Annotated in this window: 12 protein-coding genes; 9 read left to right on the top strand and 3 right to left on the bottom strand. The window is 66.7% G+C overall.

Going from position 1 to position 20,294, the window contains the following annotated elements; translation table 11 throughout:
- The first annotated feature begins 166 nt into the window (after window positions 1-166).
- The 4 genes from EYF70_RS23580 (at window position 167) to EYF70_RS23565 (ending at window position 7,580) form a co-directional block, all read left to right on the top strand.
- Window positions 167-2,440: a TonB-dependent siderophore receptor gene (locus EYF70_RS23580; RefSeq protein ID WP_131147568.1), complete on the top strand. Its 2,274-nt coding sequence runs from the start codon at window positions 167-169 to the stop codon at window positions 2,438-2,440.
- Window positions 2,441-2,451: 11 nt separating this feature from the next.
- Window positions 2,452-4,323 (top strand): alpha-amylase family glycosyl hydrolase, encoded by a 1,872-nt coding sequence (locus EYF70_RS23575; protein WP_229420527.1) that lies wholly within the window; start codon window positions 2,452-2,454, stop codon window positions 4,321-4,323.
- Between the two features lie 115 nt (window positions 4,324-4,438).
- Window positions 4,439-5,788 carry an MFS transporter gene (locus tag EYF70_RS23570; protein ID WP_218943718.1) on the top strand — a complete coding sequence of 450 codons (1,350 nt, stop codon included), beginning with the start codon at window positions 4,439-4,441 and terminating at the stop codon, window positions 5,786-5,788.
- A gap of 97 nt (window positions 5,789-5,885) precedes the next feature.
- Window positions 5,886-7,580: an SEC-C metal-binding domain-containing protein gene (locus EYF70_RS23565; protein WP_131147566.1), complete on the top strand. Its 1,695-nt coding sequence runs from the start codon at window positions 5,886-5,888 to the stop codon at window positions 7,578-7,580.
- Window positions 7,581-7,615: 35 nt separating this feature from the next.
- On the opposite strand, the gene EYF70_RS23560 is transcribed toward EYF70_RS23565, so the two are convergent.
- The 3 genes from EYF70_RS23560 to EYF70_RS23550 form a co-directional block, all read right to left on the bottom strand.
- Window positions 7,616-8,827, bottom strand: a complete 1,212-nt coding sequence (locus EYF70_RS23560; RefSeq protein WP_131147565.1) for a type II secretion system F family protein — start codon at window positions 8,825-8,827, stop codon at window positions 7,616-7,618.
- Window positions 8,828-8,849: 22 nt separating this feature from the next.
- Entirely contained in the window at window positions 8,850-10,535 is a 1,686-nt protein-coding gene (pilB, locus tag EYF70_RS23555; protein WP_174800425.1) for a type IV-A pilus assembly ATPase PilB, read from the bottom strand.
- 176 nt (window positions 10,536-10,711) lie between these two features.
- On the bottom strand, window positions 10,712-11,983 hold the full coding sequence (locus EYF70_RS23550; protein WP_131147563.1) for an HlyC/CorC family transporter: 1,272 nt from the start codon (window positions 11,981-11,983) through the stop codon (window positions 10,712-10,714).
- Window positions 11,984-12,324: 341 nt separating this feature from the next.
- Here EYF70_RS23550 and EYF70_RS23545 point away from each other — a divergent pair, with 341 nt between their 5' ends.
- From EYF70_RS23545 to guaD, 5 genes are all read left to right on the top strand, one after another.
- Window positions 12,325-13,866: a carboxylesterase/lipase family protein gene (locus EYF70_RS23545; protein ID WP_131147562.1), complete on the top strand. Its 1,542-nt coding sequence runs from the start codon at window positions 12,325-12,327 to the stop codon at window positions 13,864-13,866.
- A 125-nt stretch (window positions 13,867-13,991) separates the two neighbouring features.
- A complete protein-coding gene (xdhA, locus tag EYF70_RS23540) occupies window positions 13,992-15,470 on the top strand; it encodes a xanthine dehydrogenase small subunit (protein ID WP_131147561.1) in 1,479 nt (492 codons plus the stop codon).
- A gap of 10 nt (window positions 15,471-15,480) precedes the next feature.
- Window positions 15,481-17,835: a xanthine dehydrogenase molybdopterin binding subunit gene (gene xdhB, locus EYF70_RS23535; protein ID WP_131147560.1), complete on the top strand. Its 2,355-nt coding sequence runs from the start codon at window positions 15,481-15,483 to the stop codon at window positions 17,833-17,835.
- A gap of 132 nt (window positions 17,836-17,967) precedes the next feature.
- The gene (gene xdhC, locus EYF70_RS23530; protein WP_131147559.1) at window positions 17,968-18,972 is read left to right on the top strand and encodes a xanthine dehydrogenase accessory protein XdhC; all 1,005 of its coding nucleotides are present in this window, start codon (window positions 17,968-17,970) and stop codon (window positions 18,970-18,972) included.
- Between the two features lies 1 nt (window position 18,973).
- Window positions 18,974-20,284, top strand: a complete 1,311-nt coding sequence (gene guaD, locus EYF70_RS23525; protein WP_131147558.1) for a guanine deaminase — start codon at window positions 18,974-18,976, stop codon at window positions 20,282-20,284.
- Window positions 20,285-20,294: the final 10 nt, after the last annotated feature.

The following is a 20,294-nucleotide window of genomic DNA, read 5'->3' as shown; positions in this document are numbered from 1 at the left end:
TAAGCGGATCAGTCCAACAACAGCGGACAGACTGGCGCGTAGTGGCAAAGCAACCCCAAAAAATAAACTAATGCAATCGATTGCAATGATTTGCAAAAGTCGTGATAATTTGTCCGGCGCACCACCACGGCGGCGCGGCCACACATCAAAAACATCGGAGGAGACAATGACATTCCCTTGCACCCGCATGGGGGCGGCGGTATCGCTCGCCCTGCTGCACATGAGCGGCGCGCTGGCCCAGGAAGCACCGGCGGCGGACGACGCCTTGCAGATGAACCGCGTGGTCGTCACCGGCACGGCCGGCGGCACGTCGAAGATGAAATCGAGCGTCTCGGTCAGCACGCTCGAAGCCGACACCATCGCGCAGTCGGTGCCGACCAGCGCGGCGGACGTGCTGCGCTCGGTGCCCGGCGTGCGGTCCGAATCCTCGGGCGGCGAAGGCAATGCCAACATGACAGTGCGCGGCGTGCCGATTTCCGCGGGCGGCTCGCGCTACGTGCAGATGCAGGAAGACGGCTTGCCGATCCTGCAGTCGGGCGACTTCAACTTCACGACGCCGGATGCCTTCATGCGCATCGACGGCGGCCTGTCGCACCTGGAAGTGGTGCGCGGCGGCTCCGCCTCCACGCTGGCCACCAATGCGCCGGGCGGCATCATCAACTTCATCGGCAAGACCGGCGAGCAGCAGGGCGGCAGCATCGGCCTGACGGCGGGGCTGGACCACGATTCGAAGCGGATCGATGCCGACTACGGCGGCACGCTGGCGCCGCGCACGCGCTTCTTCATCGGCGGCTTCTACCGCAACGGCGAAGGCGTGCGCAATGCCGGCGTCACGACCGAGAAGGGTGGCCAGCTGCGCGCCAACATCACCCGTGAATTCGACAACGGCTACCTGCGCCTGTCGGTCAAGCACCTCGACGACCAGACGCCGACCGCGCTGCCGGTGCCGGTGCGCATCGCCGACGGGCGGGTGGCCGCGATCGATGGCATCGACCCGCGCACCGCCAGCTTCTACTCGCCCTACTGGGTGCCGGACGTCACGCTCGACAAGAACAACCGCCAGGTGGCGCACGACGTCAACGACGGCCTGCGCGTGCGCAGCACCGCCGTCGGCCTGGAAGCCCGGTTCGATCTCGGCAACGGCTGGACCCTGACCGAGCGGCTGCGCAAGTCGAACAACAGCGGCCGCTTCATCGGCGTCTTCGCCGGGAACAGCGGCATGGAGGGCGACTACATCTTCGCCACGGGGCCGCAGACTGGCCAGGCCTACGCGGGCCGGGCATTCTCGGCGGTCGTGTTCAATACCTCCATCGACGATGCCGGCTCGGTGATGAACGACACGAAGCTGGCGCGCACCTTCCAGCTGGCCGACGGAGCGCGCCTCACGGCCACCGGCGGCGTCTACCTCGCCAACCAGGACCTGGGCCTGACGTGGAACTTCAACGAATACCTGATGCAGGCCATCGGCGACAAGCCCGCGTTGCTGCAAACAGCCAGCGCCACCCCCGGCCTGGTCGGTCCCGCATTCGGCGCCTGCTGCTCGCGTGCCGTGGACATGCGGTACAAGTACCGCTCGCCCTATGTCAACCTGGGCTACGAGGCCGGCGCGCTGAACGTCGACGCCAGCGTGCGCCACGACCGGCAAAGCGCGAACGGCACGGCCAATATCGCCACCGGCGCGCTGCGCTACGATCCCGCCACCGTGCAGCGCGTCGACTATGACGTGAGCCACAACTCGTATTCGGTGGGGGCCAACTACCGCCTCACCGGCGGCCTGGCCCTGTTCGCCCGGACCAGCGAAGGCGTCGCCTTCAATGCCGACCGCATCCTGTTCGGCGCACCGCTCGACGGCAGCGCGCCGGTCAGCATCAATACCGTGCGCCAGCTCGAGGGCGGCGTGAAGTGGCGCAGTGGCCCGCTGAGCGCCTTCGTCACGGCCTTCCATGCGAAGACGCGCGAAAGCAACTATGAAGTGACCACGCAAACCAGCACGGCCAACAGCTACGACGCGAAAGGCGTCGAGGTCGAGGCGGCGTGGCGCAACGGCGATTTCCAGCTCAACGGCGGCCTGACGCTGACCGATGCCGAGATCAGCGCCACCGCGCCGGGCAGCGAAGCGCTGGTCGGCAACACGCCGCGCCGCCAGGCCAAGGCCGTGTACCAGCTGGCTGCCACGTACGACTTCGGCAAGGCCATGGTGGGCGCCAGCCTGGTCGGCACGGGCAGGTCGTGGGCGGATGACCAGAACACCTTCGTGCTGCCCGCTTACCGCACGGTGAGCGCCTTCGCCAACTACCGCGTCACCGACCAGGTCACGCTGTCGCTGTCGGCCAACAACCTGTTCAACGCCACCGGCTATACGGAGGCGGAGGGCGACGGCCACGCGGCCCGCTCGGTCAGCGGCCGTTCCATCAAGGCCAGCGCCAGGTACACGTTCTGAACCGCTTTCACATGTCCCGTTCCATGACCGATCTTGCCGATGTTCCATCCGCCGAGCCGCTGCTGGCGGCGCTTCCCGCCCCGCTGCGTGCCGCCGCGGCACGCCGCTACGCCGAGCATGGCCCGCTGCTGTACCAGCGCCTGGCCGGCCTGTATGGCGCATGCCCCGGCTTCGGCCAATGGTACGAAACCTTGCTGGCCACGGTGGGCGGCCTGCTGGCCGCGCGCCCGGCCGACCTGCTGGCGCTGGATGCGCGGCGCGCCGCCGAGCCGGACTGGTTCCTGCGCCAGGACATGCTGGGCTACAGCGCCTATGCGTCGCGCTTCGGCGGCGACCTGGCCGGGGTAGGGCGGCGCATCGGCCACCTGCGCGCGCTGGGCGTCACCTACCTGCACCTGCTGCCGTTCCTGCGCGCGCGGGCTGGCGAGAACGATGGCGGCTTCGCCGTGGCCAGCTTCGATGAAGTCGATCCCGCGCTGGGCAGCATGGCCGACCTGGAAACGCTGTGCGGCCAGCTGCGCGATGCGGGCATCAGCCTGTGCGCGGATTTCGTGCTGAACCACGTGGCCGACGATCACGCCTGGGCCCGTGGGGCGATGGCGGGCGACGCGCGCCTGCGCAAGTTCTTCCACGTATTCCCCGACCGCGCCATGCCGGAGCGCTACGAAAGCACGCTCGGCCAGGTGTTTCCCGAAGCGGCACCCGGCAACTTCACCCAGGTGCCGGCCATGGAAGGCTGGGTATGGACCACCTTCTACCCGTTCCAGTGGGATTTGAACTACGCCAATCCCGAGGTGCTGGCGGAAATCGCCGCGGCGCTGCTGCGGCTGGCGAACCGCGGCGTCGAAGTGTTCCGCCTCGACTCCACCGCCTTCCTGTGGAAACGCGAGGGAACCGCGTGCATGAACCAGCCGGAAGTGCACGCGCTGCTGCAGGCGCTGCGCGCCATCGTCGGCATCGCCGCGCCGGCCGTGCTGCTGAAGGCGGAGGCCATCGTGCCGACCCGCGACCTGCCGGCCTACCTGGGCGACGCCGGCAAGCCGGAATGCCACCTGGCCTATCACAGCACGCTGATGGCCGCCGGCTGGGCCGCGCTGGCCGAGCAGGATACCGAACTGCTGCGAGCCGTGATCGCGCGCACGCCGAATCCGCCACCCGGCGCGAGCTGGCTGACCTATGTGCGCTGCCACGACGATATCGGCTGGAAGATCCTGCTCGACGAAGCGGGCGGCGCCGCCGGACGCCTGGCCGCCGTCGCGCGCTTCTTCCATGGCGAGGGCGGCACCTACGCCGCCGGCGTGCCCTTCCAGAACGGTGCCGCCGCGCCATCGGACGGCACCATCACGGCCACCAACGGCATGGCGGCGGCGCTGACGGGCTTCGAGACGGCCGAAGGGCCGCTGGCACGCGAAATGGCGCTGCGGCGCCTGCTCCTGGTGCACGGGGTGGCCCTGGCATTCGGCGGCATGCCGATGCTGTACATGGGCGATGAACTGGGCATGAGCAACGACCATGCCTATCGCACCGACGCGCAGCGGGCGCACGACACGCGCTGGGTCCAGCGCCCGGTGTTCGATGACGACAGCCTGGCGCGCCGCGACGATCCGGATACCTGGTCGGGGCGGGTATTCCACGCGCTGCGCGCGCTGGTCGAGGAGCGCCGCCAGTGCCCGGCATTGGCGGCCGATGTGCCGCGCAAGCTGTTGCCGGTACCGGACGACGCGCTGCTGGCGCTGGCGCGCGGCGACGATTTCCTGGCCCTGTTCAACTTCTCCGAGCGCACCATGGTGGTCGACCTGCCTGCCCTGGGAGCGGGTACATGGCCCGGCTACTCCGGCAAGGTGGAGCTGGCGCCATGGAGCATGCTGTGGCTGCGGCGCTAGCGGGGCAGCACGTGTAACAACCGGATGTGCCCGAAAAAGCGCGGAAAACATGCGCGGGCACACGGACCACCCCTATCAGGCGCATCATGGCGCCACCATGACGGAGACAATCGCGATGGCATACCAACCCCACCTGTCGTTCCGGCAGATCGTCAACATGAACGTGGGTTTCTTCGGCATCCAGTTCAGCTTCGGGCTGCAGCAGAGCAGCATGAGCCCGATCTACAAGTACCTGGGTGCCGACGAGGCGACGCTGCCCCTGCTGTGGCTGGCCGGCCCCGTCACCGGCCTGCTGGTGCAGCCGCTGGTCGGCGCGATGAGCGACCGCACGGTCACGCGCTGGGGCCGGCGCACGCCATATTTCCTGGTCGGCGCGATCCTGTGCAGCCTGGGACTGCTGTTCATGCCGTTCAGCGCCACGCTGTGGATGGCGGCCAGCCTGCTGTGGATCCTGGACGCCGCCAACAACGTCACCATGGAACCCTACCGCGCCTTCGTCAGCGACAAGCTGGCGCCGCCCCAGCATTCGCTGGGTTTCCTCACGCAGAGCGCATTCACGGGGCTCGGCCAGACGCTGGCCTACCTGACGCCGTCGCTGCTCGTCCTGCTGGGCATGGACAAGGATGCGACCAACGGCAGCCATATCCCGCAAGTCGTGGTGGCCGCGTTCCTGATCGGCGCGTTCATGTCCATCACCAGCGTGCTGTGGTCGATCCGCACCACGCCCGAGCTGCCACCCGACGCCGCGGAACTGGCCCGCTTGCGCGCCGCCGGCCGGCCCGGGATACGCGCGGTGCTGGCCGACATCGGGCAAGCCATGCGCGAGATGCCGCCCACCATGCGCCAGCTGGCGTTCGTCAAGCTGTTCCAGTGGTATGCCATGTTCTGCTACTGGCAGTACATCATGCTGTCGCTGTCGCAGACCATGTACGGCACCACCGATCCGGCCAGCCAGGGCTTCCGGGACGCGGGCCTGCTCAACGGGCAGGTCGGCGCCTTCTACAACTTCATCGCCTTCCTGGCCGCTTTCGCCCTGGTGCCGTTTACGCGGCGCTTCGGCGCCAAGCGCATGCATGCCGCGTGCGTGGCGGTGGCCGGCGCCTGCATGCTGTCCATCCCGATGATCCGCGAACCGGCCCTGCTGTTCATCCCGATGGTCGGCATCGGCCTGGCATGGGCCAGCATGATGGGCAATCCCTACGTGATGCTGGCCGGGTGCATCCCGCCGGCGCGCACCGGCGTGTACATGGGCATCTTCAACATGTTCATCGTGATCCCGATGATCATCCAGATCTTCACGCTGCCGCTGTACTACCGGGGGCTACTGGGCGGCAACCCGGAAAACGTGATCCGGCTCGCCGGCGTGCTGATGCTGTGCGCGGCGGTGGCGGTACTGCGGGTCAGGCTGGCGCCTGCAGCGGGCGCCGCCGGTGCGCCGGTGCTGCAGCCCGCGGCCCGGCATTGAGGCGTCGGCGAACCCCGTTTCGGGCATCAGGCGTGGCCGGAAGGGAACACTGCGGTACACTGGCGGCGCGGCATTTCCGCCGCATCTACCGCGACACATGGACGATCTTGAATTTGCACGGCGCGTCTCGGCGCGCATTGGCGAGCTGTACAGCGAAGCCAAGCGCAGCCAGCACCACTTCCCCAGGCATGCCCTGATCCAGACCCGCGCGCTGGCCAGCCTGTGCTGCGACATGCTGTACCAGGGCGGCGGGCGCGAATCGCCGATGGGCCTGGATGAAAAGATCCGGGCGCTGGTCAAGGCCCGCCTGATCAACCCCGACACCCGCGCGCTGTTGCACGACCTGCGCCGCTGGGGCAACGCGGCCGCGCATCCCGAGGACAGCCTGCTGGACGAAGGGCGCTTCGCCACGCTGGCCAGGCAGGCGCTGGCCAGCTCGATTGCCCTGCTTGAAACCGTTTTTCGCCAGCAGCACGGCGGTGCGGAGGTGCCGGGCTACGCCGTGGCCGACGACGGGCGGAAGGATGAGCTGAAGGAAGTGTGCTACCGGGCGCTGCTGGAAAACATCGCGGCCGACCAGTACCAGGTCGCGATGCTGCTGCGCCAGCAATGGGTAACGAGCGTCGAGGAATCCGGGGCAGGCCCCAACGCCGTGCTTGCGTCGTTTGCCAGGCGCTTCGAGTTCGGCGCGCTGGAAGGCCGGGCGCTGGACCTGCTGCGCTACGCCAGCGACGCGAACTATCCGCCGGCCTGCTACCAATATGGCCTCGCGCTGTCGGAAGGCCGGCGCGGCGAGCAGTTCACCGCGCTCGGCGTGAGCCTCATCGCCCTGGCCAGCCGGCATGGCGATATCGATGCGCTGGCCTGGTGCGGCCGCTCCGCCCTGTACGGCCTGCACGGCGAGCCGGTGGATTTCGCACGCGCCCGCGAGCACCTGGAACGGGCCGCCGCCGAGGACCACCCGCTGGCCCTGACCCTGCTGTCGACCATGTACCGCGATGGCCTGGGCATGGCGGCCGACCCGACAGCGGCGTTCGGCCTGACCCTGCGCGCCGCGGAAGCGGGCTACCCGATCGGGCAATACCAGGCGGGGATCGCCCTGTACCGCGGCGATGGCGTCGCGCGCGACGAGCCAGCGGCGCTGGCCTATCTGAAACGGGCCAGCGATGCCGGGCTTCCCGAGGCACGGCATATCGTGGGCAACCTGATCCGGCGCGGCGCGCTGCCGGGCGACGTCGGCGAGGCGGAACAGCTCCTCAGGAGCGCCATGCTGCGGGTCAACGAGGCCTACCTCGACCTGGCCGAGCTGTACATGTCGCAGCCGCAGCCCAGGCAATGGATCGAGGCGAGCCGCCTGGTGCAGGCTGTCTACGAGAAGGCGCTGCGCGACCATGACGGGCCCATCGCCGAGCGGGCATTCCAGGCGGGGCCACCCCTCATCGCCAGGCTCGAAGCGGCGCACGGCGTGATGTCGGACGAGGAACGCAGGGATTTCGTGGCGGCGCGCTTCATGTTCGACGCGGAAGGGCGGCCCTTCCCGGATCGCGACGAGCGCCTGCGGGTATTCGTCGCCAGCACCATGGCGCTGGCACAGGTACGGGAAAATGGTTCCGGACATGAAGCGCCACCGCGCGGCAAGGCGGGCTGGATGGCCGGTACCCCGGCGATCCGCCACCCGGCCCCGCAGGCCCCGCTGGCCCCGGTGGTGCAGCGGGTGACGCATGCCAAGGTCGGCCGGAACGACCCTTGCCCGTGCGGGAGCGGGCAGAAATTCAAGGCCTGCTGCGGTTGAGGCCCGGGGGCGGATGAGCCCCGGGCCAGCGGGGCTTACACCACCGAGCCGAGCTTGAAGATCGGCAGGTACATCGCCACCACCAGGCCGCCGATCAGCACGCCCAGGATCACCATGATGGCCGGTTCCATCAGCGACGACAGCGACGCCACCGCCTCGTCGACTTCTTCCTCGAAGAAGTCGGCGACCTTGCCCAGCATGCTGTCCAGCGCGCCGGATTCCTCGCCGATCGCCACCATCTGCGTCACCATGTTGGGAAACACTTCCACGTTCTGCATCGCCACCGTCAGGCTGACCCCGGTGGACACCTCTTTCTGGATATTGCGCGTGGCTTCCAGGTAGACGGCATTCCCGGAGGCGCCGCCGACGGAATCGAGCGCTTCGACCAGCGGCACGCCGGCCGCGAACATGGTCGACAGCGTGCGCGTCCACCTTGCAATGGTGGCTTTCCTGATCACGGCGCCGAACACCGGCAGCCTCAGCAGCAGGCGGTCCATCGCCTGCTGCATGGACAGCGAGCGGCGCCAGGCCTGGAAGAAGAAATATACGGCGGCGAACAGGCCGCCGAAGATCATGTACCACCAGGCCACGAAGAATTCCGAGATCGACATCACCACCAGGGTAGGCGTCGGCAAATCCGCGCCGAAGCTGGTGAACACCTCCTTGAAGGCCGGCACCACCCAGATCATGATCACGGCCGTGACGATGAATGCCACCGCCAGGATGGCGATCGGATAGGTCAGCGCCGACTTGATCTTGGCCTTCATCGCCAGCGTCTTTTCCTTGTAGATCGCCAGGCGCGTCAGCAGGTCTTCCAGGATGCCGGCCTGTTCGCCGGCGCCCACCAGGTTGCAGAACAGCGGGTCGAAATACAGCGGGAACTTGCGGAACGCGCCATTCAGGCTGGTGCCGGTCTCGATGTCCGAGCGCAGGTCCATCACCAGTTTCGACACGGCCGGATTGGCGTGCCCCTTGCCGACGATATCGAACGATTGCAGCAGCGGCACGCCGGCCTTCATCATCGTCGCCAGCTGGCGCGTGAACAGGGTGATGTCCTTGTCGGTGACCTTCTTGCCGGAGCGGTACACCTTTTTCTTGACCTTGGTGACCATGATGCCCTGGCGGCGCAGCGTCACGTTGACGACCGCCTCGCCGCCCGCGCGCAGTTCGCCGCGCACGGTCTTGCCCGTCTTGTCCTTGCCTTCCCAGGCAAAGATGGATTCCTTGATACCGCCCGCGTGTGCCATGTCTTGATTCCTGTCCTGAGTCCTATTCGTTGGTGCAGCCCAGCACTTCTTCCAGGCTGGTCAATCCCGCCTTCACTTTCACCAGGCCGGACTGGCGCAGCGATTTCACGCCTTCGGCCTGGGCCTGGGCGGCGATCTGCATCGCGTTGCCGTGCGCCAGGATCAGCGCCTCGATGGCCGGGCTGATGGGCATGATCTGGTAGATGCCCACGCGCCCCTTGTAGCCGGAGCCGTTGCACCGTTCGCAGCCCACCGGGCCGTACGGCTTCCAGCTGCCGTCGACTTCCTCGGCGCGGAAACCGGCGCTGATGAGCTTGTCCTCGGCGATGTCCAGCGGCTGCTTGCAGCCGCACAGCCGGCGCGCCAGCCGCTGCGCCGTGATCAGGATCACCGACGAGGCGATGTTGAACGGCGCCACGCCCATGTTCATCAGGCGCGTCAGCGTGGAGGGCGCATCGTTGGTGTGCAGCGTGGAGAACACCATGTGGCCCGTCTGCGCCGCCTTGATCGCGATATCGGCCGTTTCCAGGTCGCGGATCTCGCCGACCATGATGATGTCCGGATCCTGGCGCAGGAACGATTTCAGCGCCACCGGGAAGGTCAGCCCGGCCTTGTCGTTCACGTTCACCTGGTTCACGCCGGGCAGGTTGATCTCGGCCGGATCTTCCGCCGTCGAGATATTGATGCCCGGCTTGTTCAGGATGTTCAGGCAGGTGTACAGCGACACCGTCTTGCCCGAACCGGTGGGGCCCGTGACCAGCACCATGCCGTACGGACGCTGGATCGCATCGAGCAGCAGCGCGCGCTGTTCCGGTTCGTAGCCCAGCGCATCGATGCCCATCTGCGCCTGCGTGGCGTCGAGGATACGCATCACGGTCTTCTCGCCGAACAGCGTTGGCAGCGTGGAGATACGCAGGTCGAGCGTCTTGGTGGGCGACACGATCAGCCGCATGCGGCCATCCTGCGGCACGCGCTTTTCCGAGATGTCCAGGCGGGCCAGCACCTTGATGCGCGATACCAGCTTGTCCTTGATGGCGATCGGCGGCTGCGCGTGTTCGACCAGCACGCCGTCGACGCGGAAGCGGATCCGGTAGAACTTCTCGAACGGCTCGAAGTGCAGGTCGGAGGCGCCCATGTTCACGGCATCCATCAGCATCTTGTTCAGGAAGCGCACGATCGGCGCATCCTCGATATCGGTGGCCGGCGCCTCCGTTGCCGCCGCTTCCTGGTCTTCGGCGAACTGGATCTCGCTTTCCGCGCCGGCCAGTTCGTCCATCAGCTGGGCGCTGCTCTTGCCGAGCTCGTGCAGCAGCCGCAACAGCGCATCGTGCGGCACGATCACCGGTTCCACCGCCGATTCGGTCTGGAACTTGATCTGGTCCAGCGCCTGCGTGTTGGTGGGATCGGAAATCGCCACCGACATCTTGTTGCCCCGCTTGGCCAGCGCCACCACGCGGCCGCTCTGCATCAGTTTTTCGTCGATGATCTTGTGGGGCAGCGCGGCCACGCTGATCGCGTGCAGATCCAGCATCGGGTAGGCGAACGTTTCGGAGCAGAAGGCCGCCAGGTCGCGCGCGCCGATGATGCCGCTGCCGAGCAGCACGTCGATGAAGGGCTGCTTGTCCGTGCCCGCGCGCTTTTGCAGCGCATCCGCCTGCGCGGTCGTCAGGCGGCCGGCCTGTACCAGGACCCGTGCCAGTCCCGGCATGGGCGCCGCTGACGCCGTCGTGGGTTGGACTGCTGCCATAAAAGAAACTGAATGCGGAAACTAGAGTGAGGACACTGGAATGACACCGATGAAACCGACAAGAACAGCAGGGGAACGGTGGAGATAATCAAGTGATGATGCCTGTAGGCATCACTTTTGTAAAGCGTTCCGCGCTCTCACAGGTGTGTCAATTTGGCGACTTTCACGCGCTGGTTTTGCACTTGTACAACCTCCATGATGCAATTGCCAATGCGCACGCAGATCGGCGCATCGGGAATGTCCTGCAGGTATTCAAGCAGCAAGCCGTTCAGTGTTTTCGGCCCGTCCAGCGGAAAGTTTAGTCCCAGCCGCTTGTTGATGTCGCGCAGCGCGGTACTGCCCTCGAGCAGGCAGGTGCCCGCGCTGTCCCAGCCGAACGCCTCGGGCCGCGGCGCGGAGGGTGCCGGCGTGGTGAATTCGCCAATCATTTCCTCGATGATATCGTCCAGCGTCACGAGGCCTTGCACCTCGCCGTACTCGTCGACGATGATCGCCAGCCGTTCCCGGCGGTCCTGGAAATTCTGCAGTTGCGCGAACACGGCCGTATCCTGCGGAATGAAATAAGGCGCGGACAGCAGGGCGCGGATGCGTTCCGCGGTGAGCTCGTCTTCCTCGTTCAGCAGCGAAACGGCCCGGCGCACGTGCAGGATGCCGGTGATGCCGTTGATCTCGCCATCGTGGACGGGCAGCTTGGTGTGCCGGCATGCCGTCAGCTGCCGCCGGATTTCGCTGGCGGGCAAGGCGAGGTTAAGCGCCTCGATCTGCGCGCGGGGCGTCATCACGTCCTCGACCGAGATCTTGTCCAGGTCGAACAGGTTGAGCAGGATGCTGCGGTGCTGCGGCGGCATGAAATTGCCCGCTTCCAGCAGGAGCGAGCGCAATTCGTCGGCCGAAAGTCCCGCCTCGTGGGGATTGGCGGCCGGCTTGACGCGAAACGCCCGCAGCAGCGTTGCCACGAACAGGTTGACGAACCAGATCAGCGGCCCGGCCGCGCGCAGCAGGGGGCGCAGCACGAGGCTGGCCGGCAGCACGACCTGGTCGGCATAGCGGGCGCCGATGATCTTCGGCGCGATCCCGGTCAGCACGATCAGCGCGAACACCGCCACGCCGGTCGAGACCATGATCACCTGTTCATCGAGGCCGAAGCGGTTGATGGCGATCGCCGTCACCAGCGCGATGGCCATGGCGTTCAGCAGCGTGTTGGCGATCAATACCAGCGACAGGAGGCGCTCGGTCCGTTCCAGCAGCCACAGCGTGGCCAGCGCACGGCGGCTGCCGCGTTTCGCTTCATGGCGCAAACGGAACCGGTTGGCCGCCATCAGGGCGGTTTCGGCCATCGCGAAAAAAGCCGACAGGAAGATCAGGCAGGCGAGTACAGCGAGCTGTACCCATAAGGGAATGTTGTCCAAAGCGTGGGCAAGTGTCGCGGCAGGCGCGGCCGCAGAGCTGCAAATTCTACGGGATCGATGTCTCTGGTGCAACTAGACGCATTGCAGAGCCCGTGTCATGGTGCCTGTAAGGAGTGATGCCTTGCAAGGCATCACGGCATTGCAGGCAAAGAGCGGTGCTCTTTGAAACCCCTGCAATGCCCCCCTGACACGAGCTCGACAGTTGACACGGCGTTATCGAGCCTGTGTCAGGGGGCCCGTAAGGAGTGATGCCTTGCAATGCCCCTTAGCACGAGCTCTGCTGGTGCACGAGGCGGGGATAGCGCTATCATCACGTTAACAACCACAACAGGAGACAAAACATGAAAGCAGCCTCCGCCGGCATCCTGCTGGCCGCCGCAAGCACGCTCGCCCAGGGCGCTGGGCCCGTCACCACCGTCAAGGTCGACGGCGGCCGCATCGAAGGGCGCATCGAGGATGGCGTGCGCGTCTTCAAGGGCATTCCGTTCGCTGCGCCGCCGGTCGGCGAGCTGCGCTGGCAGGCCCCGCAGCCGGTCCGGCCGTGGCAGGGCGTGCGCCAGGCAGGGGATTTCGGCAACCGCTGCATGCAGCTGCCGCTGTTTTCCGACATGGTGTTCCGCTCGCCCGGCCAGTCCGAGGACTGCCTGTACCTGAACGTGTGGGCACCGGCCAGCTCCGGCGCGGGCAAGAAGAAGGCGCTGCCGGTGCTGGTCTACATCCACGGCGGGGGCCTGGCCACGGGCGATGGATCGGAGCCCCGCTACGAGGGCGCGGCGATGGCGAAGCAGGGCATCGTGGCGCTGACGATCAATTACCGCCTCGGCGCGTTCGGCTTCCTTGCCCATCCGGAGCTGACGGCCGAGAGCAGGTACAACGCGTCCGGCAATTATGGCCTGATGGACCAGTCGGCCGCCCTGGCGTGGGTGAAGAAGAATATCGCGGCCTTTGGCGGCGATCCGGCGCAGGTGACGATCGCCGGCGAATCGGCCGGCTCGTATTCGGTCAGCGCGCAGATGATCATGCCGATGTCGAAGGGCCTGTTCGCGCGCGCCATCGGCGAAAGTGGTTCGGTGCTGGGCCGGCGCGGTGCCCCGCCGCTGGCGGAAGCGGAAAAGCAGGGCGCGGCGTTCGCGCAAGGGGCCGGCTTCGCCACGCTGAAGGAGCTGCGCGCGGCGCCGGCCGAAGCCCTGCTGGAGGCACAGGCCAAGCCGGGCGTGCCGTGGTTCGGCATCGTCACCGATGGCCACGTGTTCGACCGCGCGCCGCTGGACACCTACGCGCAGGGCCGCCAGGCGAAGGTGCCGCTGCTGGCCGGCTGGAATTCGCAGGAAATGCACGCCGGCGCGATCCTGGACAACCAGGAACCGACGCCGGAACGCTTCCAGGCGGTGTTGAAAAAGTTCTACGGTAACGATGCGGCGGCCGCGGCCCGCGTGTATGACTACGACGTGGCCGATGCCGCGCGCGACCTGTCCAGCGACCGCTGGATCGTCTACGGCACGTGGAAATGGATCGACCTGCATGCCAAAGCGGCACCGACGTGGCGCTATTACTACAGCCGCCCGCGGCCGGCCACCGTCGATGGCCAGCCGGCAGCCACCGGTGCGGCCCATTCGGCGGAGATCGAATACGCGATGGGTAACCTGGACGGCAACAAGGTGTATGCCTGGACGGACGAGGACCGCACCGTGTCGCGCACCATGCAGGGCTATTTTGCCAACTTCATCAAGCATGGCGATCCGAACGGCGCCGGCCTGCCGGCCTGGCCGAAGGCCACCCAGCCGGGTGCCAGCGTGATGCGGCTCGACGTGCAGTCCGGCGCCTACGATCCGCAAGACCGCGCGCGCTTCGAGTTCCACGACCGGCAGGCCGCGAAACCCTAACTTGCAATCGGCACGGCCGGAAAGTTGCTTCATGCTGTTTGGGTGATAAGGCTCATCAGCAATATGTTATAGGTGGGTTGGTCGCGAATGTTAGTCTTACAAACTGATACCACCGCGAGGCCAACATGTCCGAACCGATCCGCTTTTACTTCCGCGGCGCCGTGCACGAAGTGCAAGGCGCCGATACCACGCAAACCGTGCTCCAGCACCTGCGCGAAGACCTGCATTGCACCGGCACCAAGGAAGGCTGTGCCGAGGGCGATTGCGGCGCCTGTACCGTCGTGGTCGGCTCCCTTGTCGATGGCAAGGTCGAGCTGAAAGCCGTCAATTCCTGCATCCAGCTGACCCCAACGCTGGACGGCAAGGCCCTGTTCACCGTCGAAGACCTGCAGCAGCCGAACGGCGACCTGCACCCGGTGCAGCAGGCACTGGTCGAATGCCATGGTTCGCAATGCGGCTTCTGTACCCCGGGCTTCGCCATGTCGCTGTGGGGCATGTACCTGAAAGTGGAAGGCCGCACGCCCGAGCGGAAAGAGATCGACGATTGCCTGTCCGGCAACCTGTGCCGCTGCACCGGCTACCGCCCCATCATCGATGCCGCGCGCCGCATGACGGAACTGCCGGCCGTAGATTTTGATACCACCGGACTGGCCGAACAGCTGCAGGCGCTGAAGCGCGACAAGCTGTCCACGTACGCCGCCAATGGCCAGACGTTCCACGCCCCGCGCACGCTGGAAGAACTGGCGCAGCTGCGCGCCGAACATCCCGCGGCCACGCTGCTCGCCGGCTCCACCGACGTGGGCCTGTGGATCACCAAGCAGATGCGCGCGCTGACCGACATCATCTACCTGGGCCACGTCGAAGCGCTGAAGAGCGTGACGCTGGATGCTGCGTCCCACGACCGTCCAATGCTGGAAATCGGCGCCGGCGTGGCGCTGGACGAAGCCTACGGCAAGCTGTGCGAATACTACCCGGCCGAGCTGTCCGAACTGCGCCAGCGTTTCGCCTCGCTGCCGATCCGCAATGCCGGCACCCTGGGCGGCAACGTGGCCAACGGTTCGCCGATCGGCGACTCGATGCCATGGATGATCGCGCTGGGCAGCGAAGTGGTGCTGCACAGTGCCGCCGGCGACCGCACGCTGCCGATGGACGCGTTCTACCTCGACTACATGAAGAAGGACATGCGGCCGGGCGAGTTCGTGCGCGCCGTGCGCGTGCCGCTGCCGCGCGCCAATGTTGCGTTCCGCACCTATAAACTGGCCAAGCGCTTCGACCAGGACATCTCGGCCGTGTGCGCCGCCTATGCCTTCGAACTCGATGGCGGCAAGGTCGTCGATGCCCACATCTGCTACGGCGGCATGGCCGGCACGCCAAAACGCGCCGCGCAGGCTGAAGCCGTGCTGAACGGCCGCGTGTGGAGCGAGGAAGCGCTGGCCGAAGCGATCGCCGCGCTGGCGCAGGATTACGCGCCGCTGACCGACATGCGCGCCTCCAGCACCTACCGCATGCGCACCGCGCAAAACCTGCTGCGCCGCTTCTGGCTGGAAACCCGTATCGATGCGCCGCTGGCGAATGCCGACGTAAACGCCTTTGCCGCTGCCTGAGGAGACACCCATGAACCATCCCGCCATCCCCGAACTGAAGGCCGCCATCCCCGAGCTGGCAGGTGCCGCATGGTCTGGCGTCGGCCTGTCGCGCAAGCATGAATCGGCCGAGCTGCACGTGCTGGGCCAGGCCACCTACACGGACGACATCCCCGAGCTGCAAGGCACGCTGCACGCCGCGCTGGGCCTGTCGACCAAGGCGCACGCCAACATCACCGCCATGGACCTGGAGCCGGTCAAGAACTCCCCGGGCGTCGTCGCCGTGTTCACCGCCACCGATATCCCCGGCGTCAACGACATGGGTCCGATCATCCACGACGATCCGATCCTGTCGCCCGGCCTGGTGCAATACGTGGGCCAGCCGATCTTCATCGTCGTCGCCGACACGCACACCAACGCGCGCCGCGCCGCCCGCAAGGCCGTGATCACGTACGACGAACTGCCGGCCATTTTCACGCCGCAGCAGGCGAAAGCCGCGGGCTCGTACGTGCTGCCGCCGATGAAGCTGCTGAAGGGCGATGCGCAGGCCGCGTTCGAGCGCGCCCCGCGCAAGGTCAAGGGCGAACTGTTCGTCGGCGGCCAGGAGCAGTTCTACCTGGAAGGCCAGATCTCGTACGCGATCCCGAAGGAAAACCGCGGCATGTTCGTGCAGTGCTCCACCCAGCACCCGAGCGAGATGCTGCACCTGGTCGCGCATGCGCTGGGCCTGAATTCGCACAACGTGACGGTCGAGTGCCGCCGCATGGGCGGCGGCTTCGGCGGCAAGGAATCGCAGTCCGCGCTGTGGGCGATCTGCGCCTCGCTGGCCGCGTTCAAGCTGAAAGTGCCGGTCAAGCTGCGCGCCGACCGCGACGACGACATGATCGTCACCGGCAAGCGCCACTGCTTCTTCTATGAGTACGAAGTGGGTTACGACGACGCGGGGCGCATCGTTGCCGCCAAGGTGGACATGACGTCGCGCGCCGGCTACTCGGCCGACCTGTCCGGCCCCGTGGCGACCCGGGCGATCTGCCACTTCGACAATTGCTACTACCTGTCCGATGCCGACATCCGTGCCGGCGCCGGCAAGACCAACACGCAGTCGAACACCGCGTTCCGCGGCTTCGGCGGGCCGCAGGGCGCGATCGCGATGGAATACATCATCGACGAGATCGCCCGCGAACTGGGCAAGGATGCGCTGGATATCCGCCGCCTGAATTTCTACGGCACCGACGAGCGCAATGTCACCCCGTACGGCCAGCTCGTCGAAGGCAACGTGCTGCCGGAACTGACCGCGCGGCTGGAAGCCACCAGCGAATACCGCGCGCGCCGCGAAGCCATCGAGAAATTCAACGCCACCAGCCCGGTGCTGAAGAAGGGCCTGGCCTTCACGCCGCTGAAATTCGGCATCGCGTTCAACGTCACGCACCTGAACCAGGCCGGCGCGCTGGTGCACGTGTATGTCGACGGCTCGGTGCTGGTCAACCATGGCGGCACCGAGATGGGGCAGGGCGTCAACACCAAGGTGATGCAGGTGGTGGCCCACGAACTGGGGCTGGACATGTGCCACGTGCGCATCACCGCCACCGATACCAGCAAGGTCGCCAACACGTCGGCCACCGCGGCATCGACCGGCGCGGACCTGAACGGCAAGGCGGCGCAGGATGCGGCCCGGCAGATCAAGGAGCGTCTTGCAAAGTTCGCCGTCGAACAGCATGGCGGCGACGTCGCTTCTGTGCGCTTCGAGGACGATCACGTGCATGTCAACGGCCAGGCTATCCGCTGGCACGTGCTGGTAGGCCAGGCCTACCTGAAGCGCGTGCAGCTGTGGTCGGACGGTTTCTACGCCACGCCGCACCTGTCGTGGGATCCGAAGTCGATGAACGGCCATCCGTTCTCGTACTACGCGTTCGGCGCGGCGGTCTCCGAAGTGATCGTCGACACGCTGACCGGCGAATGGCGCCTGCTGCGCGCCGATGCGCTGTACGACGCCGGCAAGTCGCTGAACCCGGCCATCGATATCGGCCAGGTCGAAGGCGCGTTCATCCAGGGCATGGGCTGGCTGACCACCGAGCAGCTGTGGTGGAACGCGAACGGCAAGCTGATGACGCATGCGCCATCCACGTACAAGATCCCCGGCATTTCCGACTGCCCGCAGGACTTCCGCGTGAACCTGTTCGAGCAACCGAACGTGGCCGACAGCATCCACCGCTCGAAAGCGGTCGGCGAACCGCCGCTGCTGCTGCCGTTCTCGGTGTTCTTCGCCATCCGCGACGCCATCTCCGCCGTGGGCAACCACCAGGTGAACCCGCCGCTGAACGCCCCCGCCACCAGCGAGGAAATCCTGCGCGCGATCGATGCCGTGACCGCGAAAGTTGCAAATTAATCTGTGCTTGTCACCGTTTTCACCCCAAAGCAAAACCCGGGGTCAGACCCGGCGGGTCTGACCCCAGACTCTGCACTTGGGGTGCTGGTAAGTGAATCAGGGCATTTGACTACCCTGATTGAGGATTGAATCATGAACGAATGGCTGACGACAACCACCGCACCGGCGGTGCTGGTAACGGTGGCGCGGGTCGAGGGATCGGCGCCGCGCGAGCCGGGCGCGAAGTTTCTCGTGACGAAAAACACGCTGCACGACACGATCGGCGGCGGCCACCTGGAACTGCGCGCGGTGGAGATCGCCCGCGAGATGCTGGCCGCCGGTGCCACCGAGGTGCGCCATGAGCGCTTCGGCCTCGGCCCCAGCCTGGGCCAGTGCTGCGGCGGCGTCGTCTGGCTGCTGTTCGAACCGGTGACGGACTCCGTCGCCGAGATGCTCACTGTATTGCGTGGCGACAGGACCAGCGACTTCTGGCGCGTCGCGTCGATCGCCGGCCGGCCACGCAACGCGGTGTTCGATGCGGAAGGCACGCTGGTCGCGGGCGAACTGGATGTGCCGCGTCACTTCCCGCGCACCTCCAGCGCCATCGTGCTGCCCGAGGGCTGGCTGGTCGACCCGGTCGCGGCCCCGGCGGCGCACCTGGTGCTGTTCGGCGCCGGCCACGTGGGTGCCGCGATCGTGCGGGCACTGGCGGAGCTGCCGTGCACCGTCACGTGGGTGGACGAGCGCGACGACATGTTCCCGGCGCAGGTGCCCGCCAACGTGATCGTCGAAGCGACCGATACCCCGGAAGCCGTGGTAGCATCGGCCCCACCTGGCGCCAGCTACCTCGTGCTGACCCACAGCCATGCGCTGGACGAACGCCTGTCCGCCGCCATCCTGGCGCGCGACAGCGTGGGCTGGTTCGGCCTGATCGGCTCGAAAACCAAACGGGTGCTGTTCGAACGCCGGCTGCTGGCGCGCGGCTTGCCGGCGGAGCGCATCGATGCGATGGTCTGCCCGATCGGCGTGCCCGGCATTACCGACAAGGCACCCGCCGCCATCGCCGTCTCCGTGGCGGCGCAATTACTGATGACCTGGGAAGCGCAGGCGCACGCGGCCGCCGCGATGCCGCGCCAACCCGCCCTGCAAGAGAACTGACATGCAAACCTCCTCGAACGTGCAAGCCTACCGCGCCGGCCTGCTGACCTTCCATGCCGACCCCGCCTTCAGCGAGCGCGCCCATTCCTGGTACGAGGATGGCTTGCTGATCGTTGCCGATGGCAAGATCCAGGCCGCCGGCGACTGGGACAAGCTGCGCGACACGCTGCCGCCCGATACGCCGGTGACGGATTACCGTGGCAAGATCATTACGGCCGGCTTCATCGACGCCCACATCCACTACCCGCAGACGGACATGATCGCCTCGCCGGCGCCGGGCCTGCTGCCATGGCTGGAGCAGTACACGTTCCCGACCGAGCGCGCGTTCGCCGACCCGGCCCACGCGGCCGGCGTCGCGGAGTTTTTCCTGGATGAGCTGATGCGTGTGGGCACCACCACGGCGCTGGTGTATTGCACCGTGCACCCGCAATCGGTGGACGCGTTCTTCACCGCCAGCGAAGCGCGCGGCCTGCGCATGATCGCCGGCAAGGTGATGATGGACCGCCACTGCCCGGACTTCCTGTGCGACACGGCCGAGCGGGGCGCCCTCGAGTCGGAAGAGCTGATCGGGCGCTGGCATAATCGCGGCCGCTCGCAGTACGCGATCACGCCCCGTTTCGCGCCCACCTCCACCGAGGCGCAGATGGAACTGGCCGGCGCGCTGGCAAGGAAGTACCCGGACACCTACCTGCAGACGCACGTGTCGGAAAACGAGGATGAGTGCAGGTGGGTGCAGCAGCTGTATCCGAACGCGCGCAGCTACCTCGACGTATACGACCACTACGGCATGCTGCGCCCGCGCGCCGTGTTCGGCCACTGCATCTGGCTCGATGGCGAAGACCGTGCCCGCATGGCGGAAACGAAATCGGCCGCCGCCGTGTGTCCCACATCGAACCTGTTCCTGGGCAGCGGCCTGTTCGATTTCGAGGAAGCCGACAAGGCCGGCATGCTGATGGCGCTGGCCACGGACGTCGGCGCGGGCACGTCGTTCTCGATGTTGCAAACGATGAATGAAGCCTATAAAGTAGCGCGCTTGAAAGGCAGCTACCTGCCCGCGCTGCGCATGTTTTATTTGTCGACGCTGGGCGCCGCCCGCAGCCTGCACCTGGACGGCACGATCGGCAGCCTGGCCGCCGGCAACGAGGCCGATTTCATCGTGCTCGATCCGCAGGCCACGCCGTTGCTGGCGCGCCGCACGGCCCGCACGGAAAGCCTCGAGGAGATGCTGTTCGCGCTGGCCCTGCTGGGCGACGACCGCGTGATCGCGGCCACGTACTCGGCCGGCAAGCGGGTGCACCAGCGGGAGAGCTGACTTTCTCACC

The sequence above is a fragment of the Pseudoduganella albidiflava genome, from assembly GCF_004322755.1.
Taxonomy (GTDB): domain Bacteria; phylum Pseudomonadota; class Gammaproteobacteria; order Burkholderiales; family Burkholderiaceae_D; genus Rugamonas; species Rugamonas albidiflava.
Note: the sequence above shows the minus strand (reverse complement) of the source record. Positions and strands in the feature narration are given on the sequence as shown.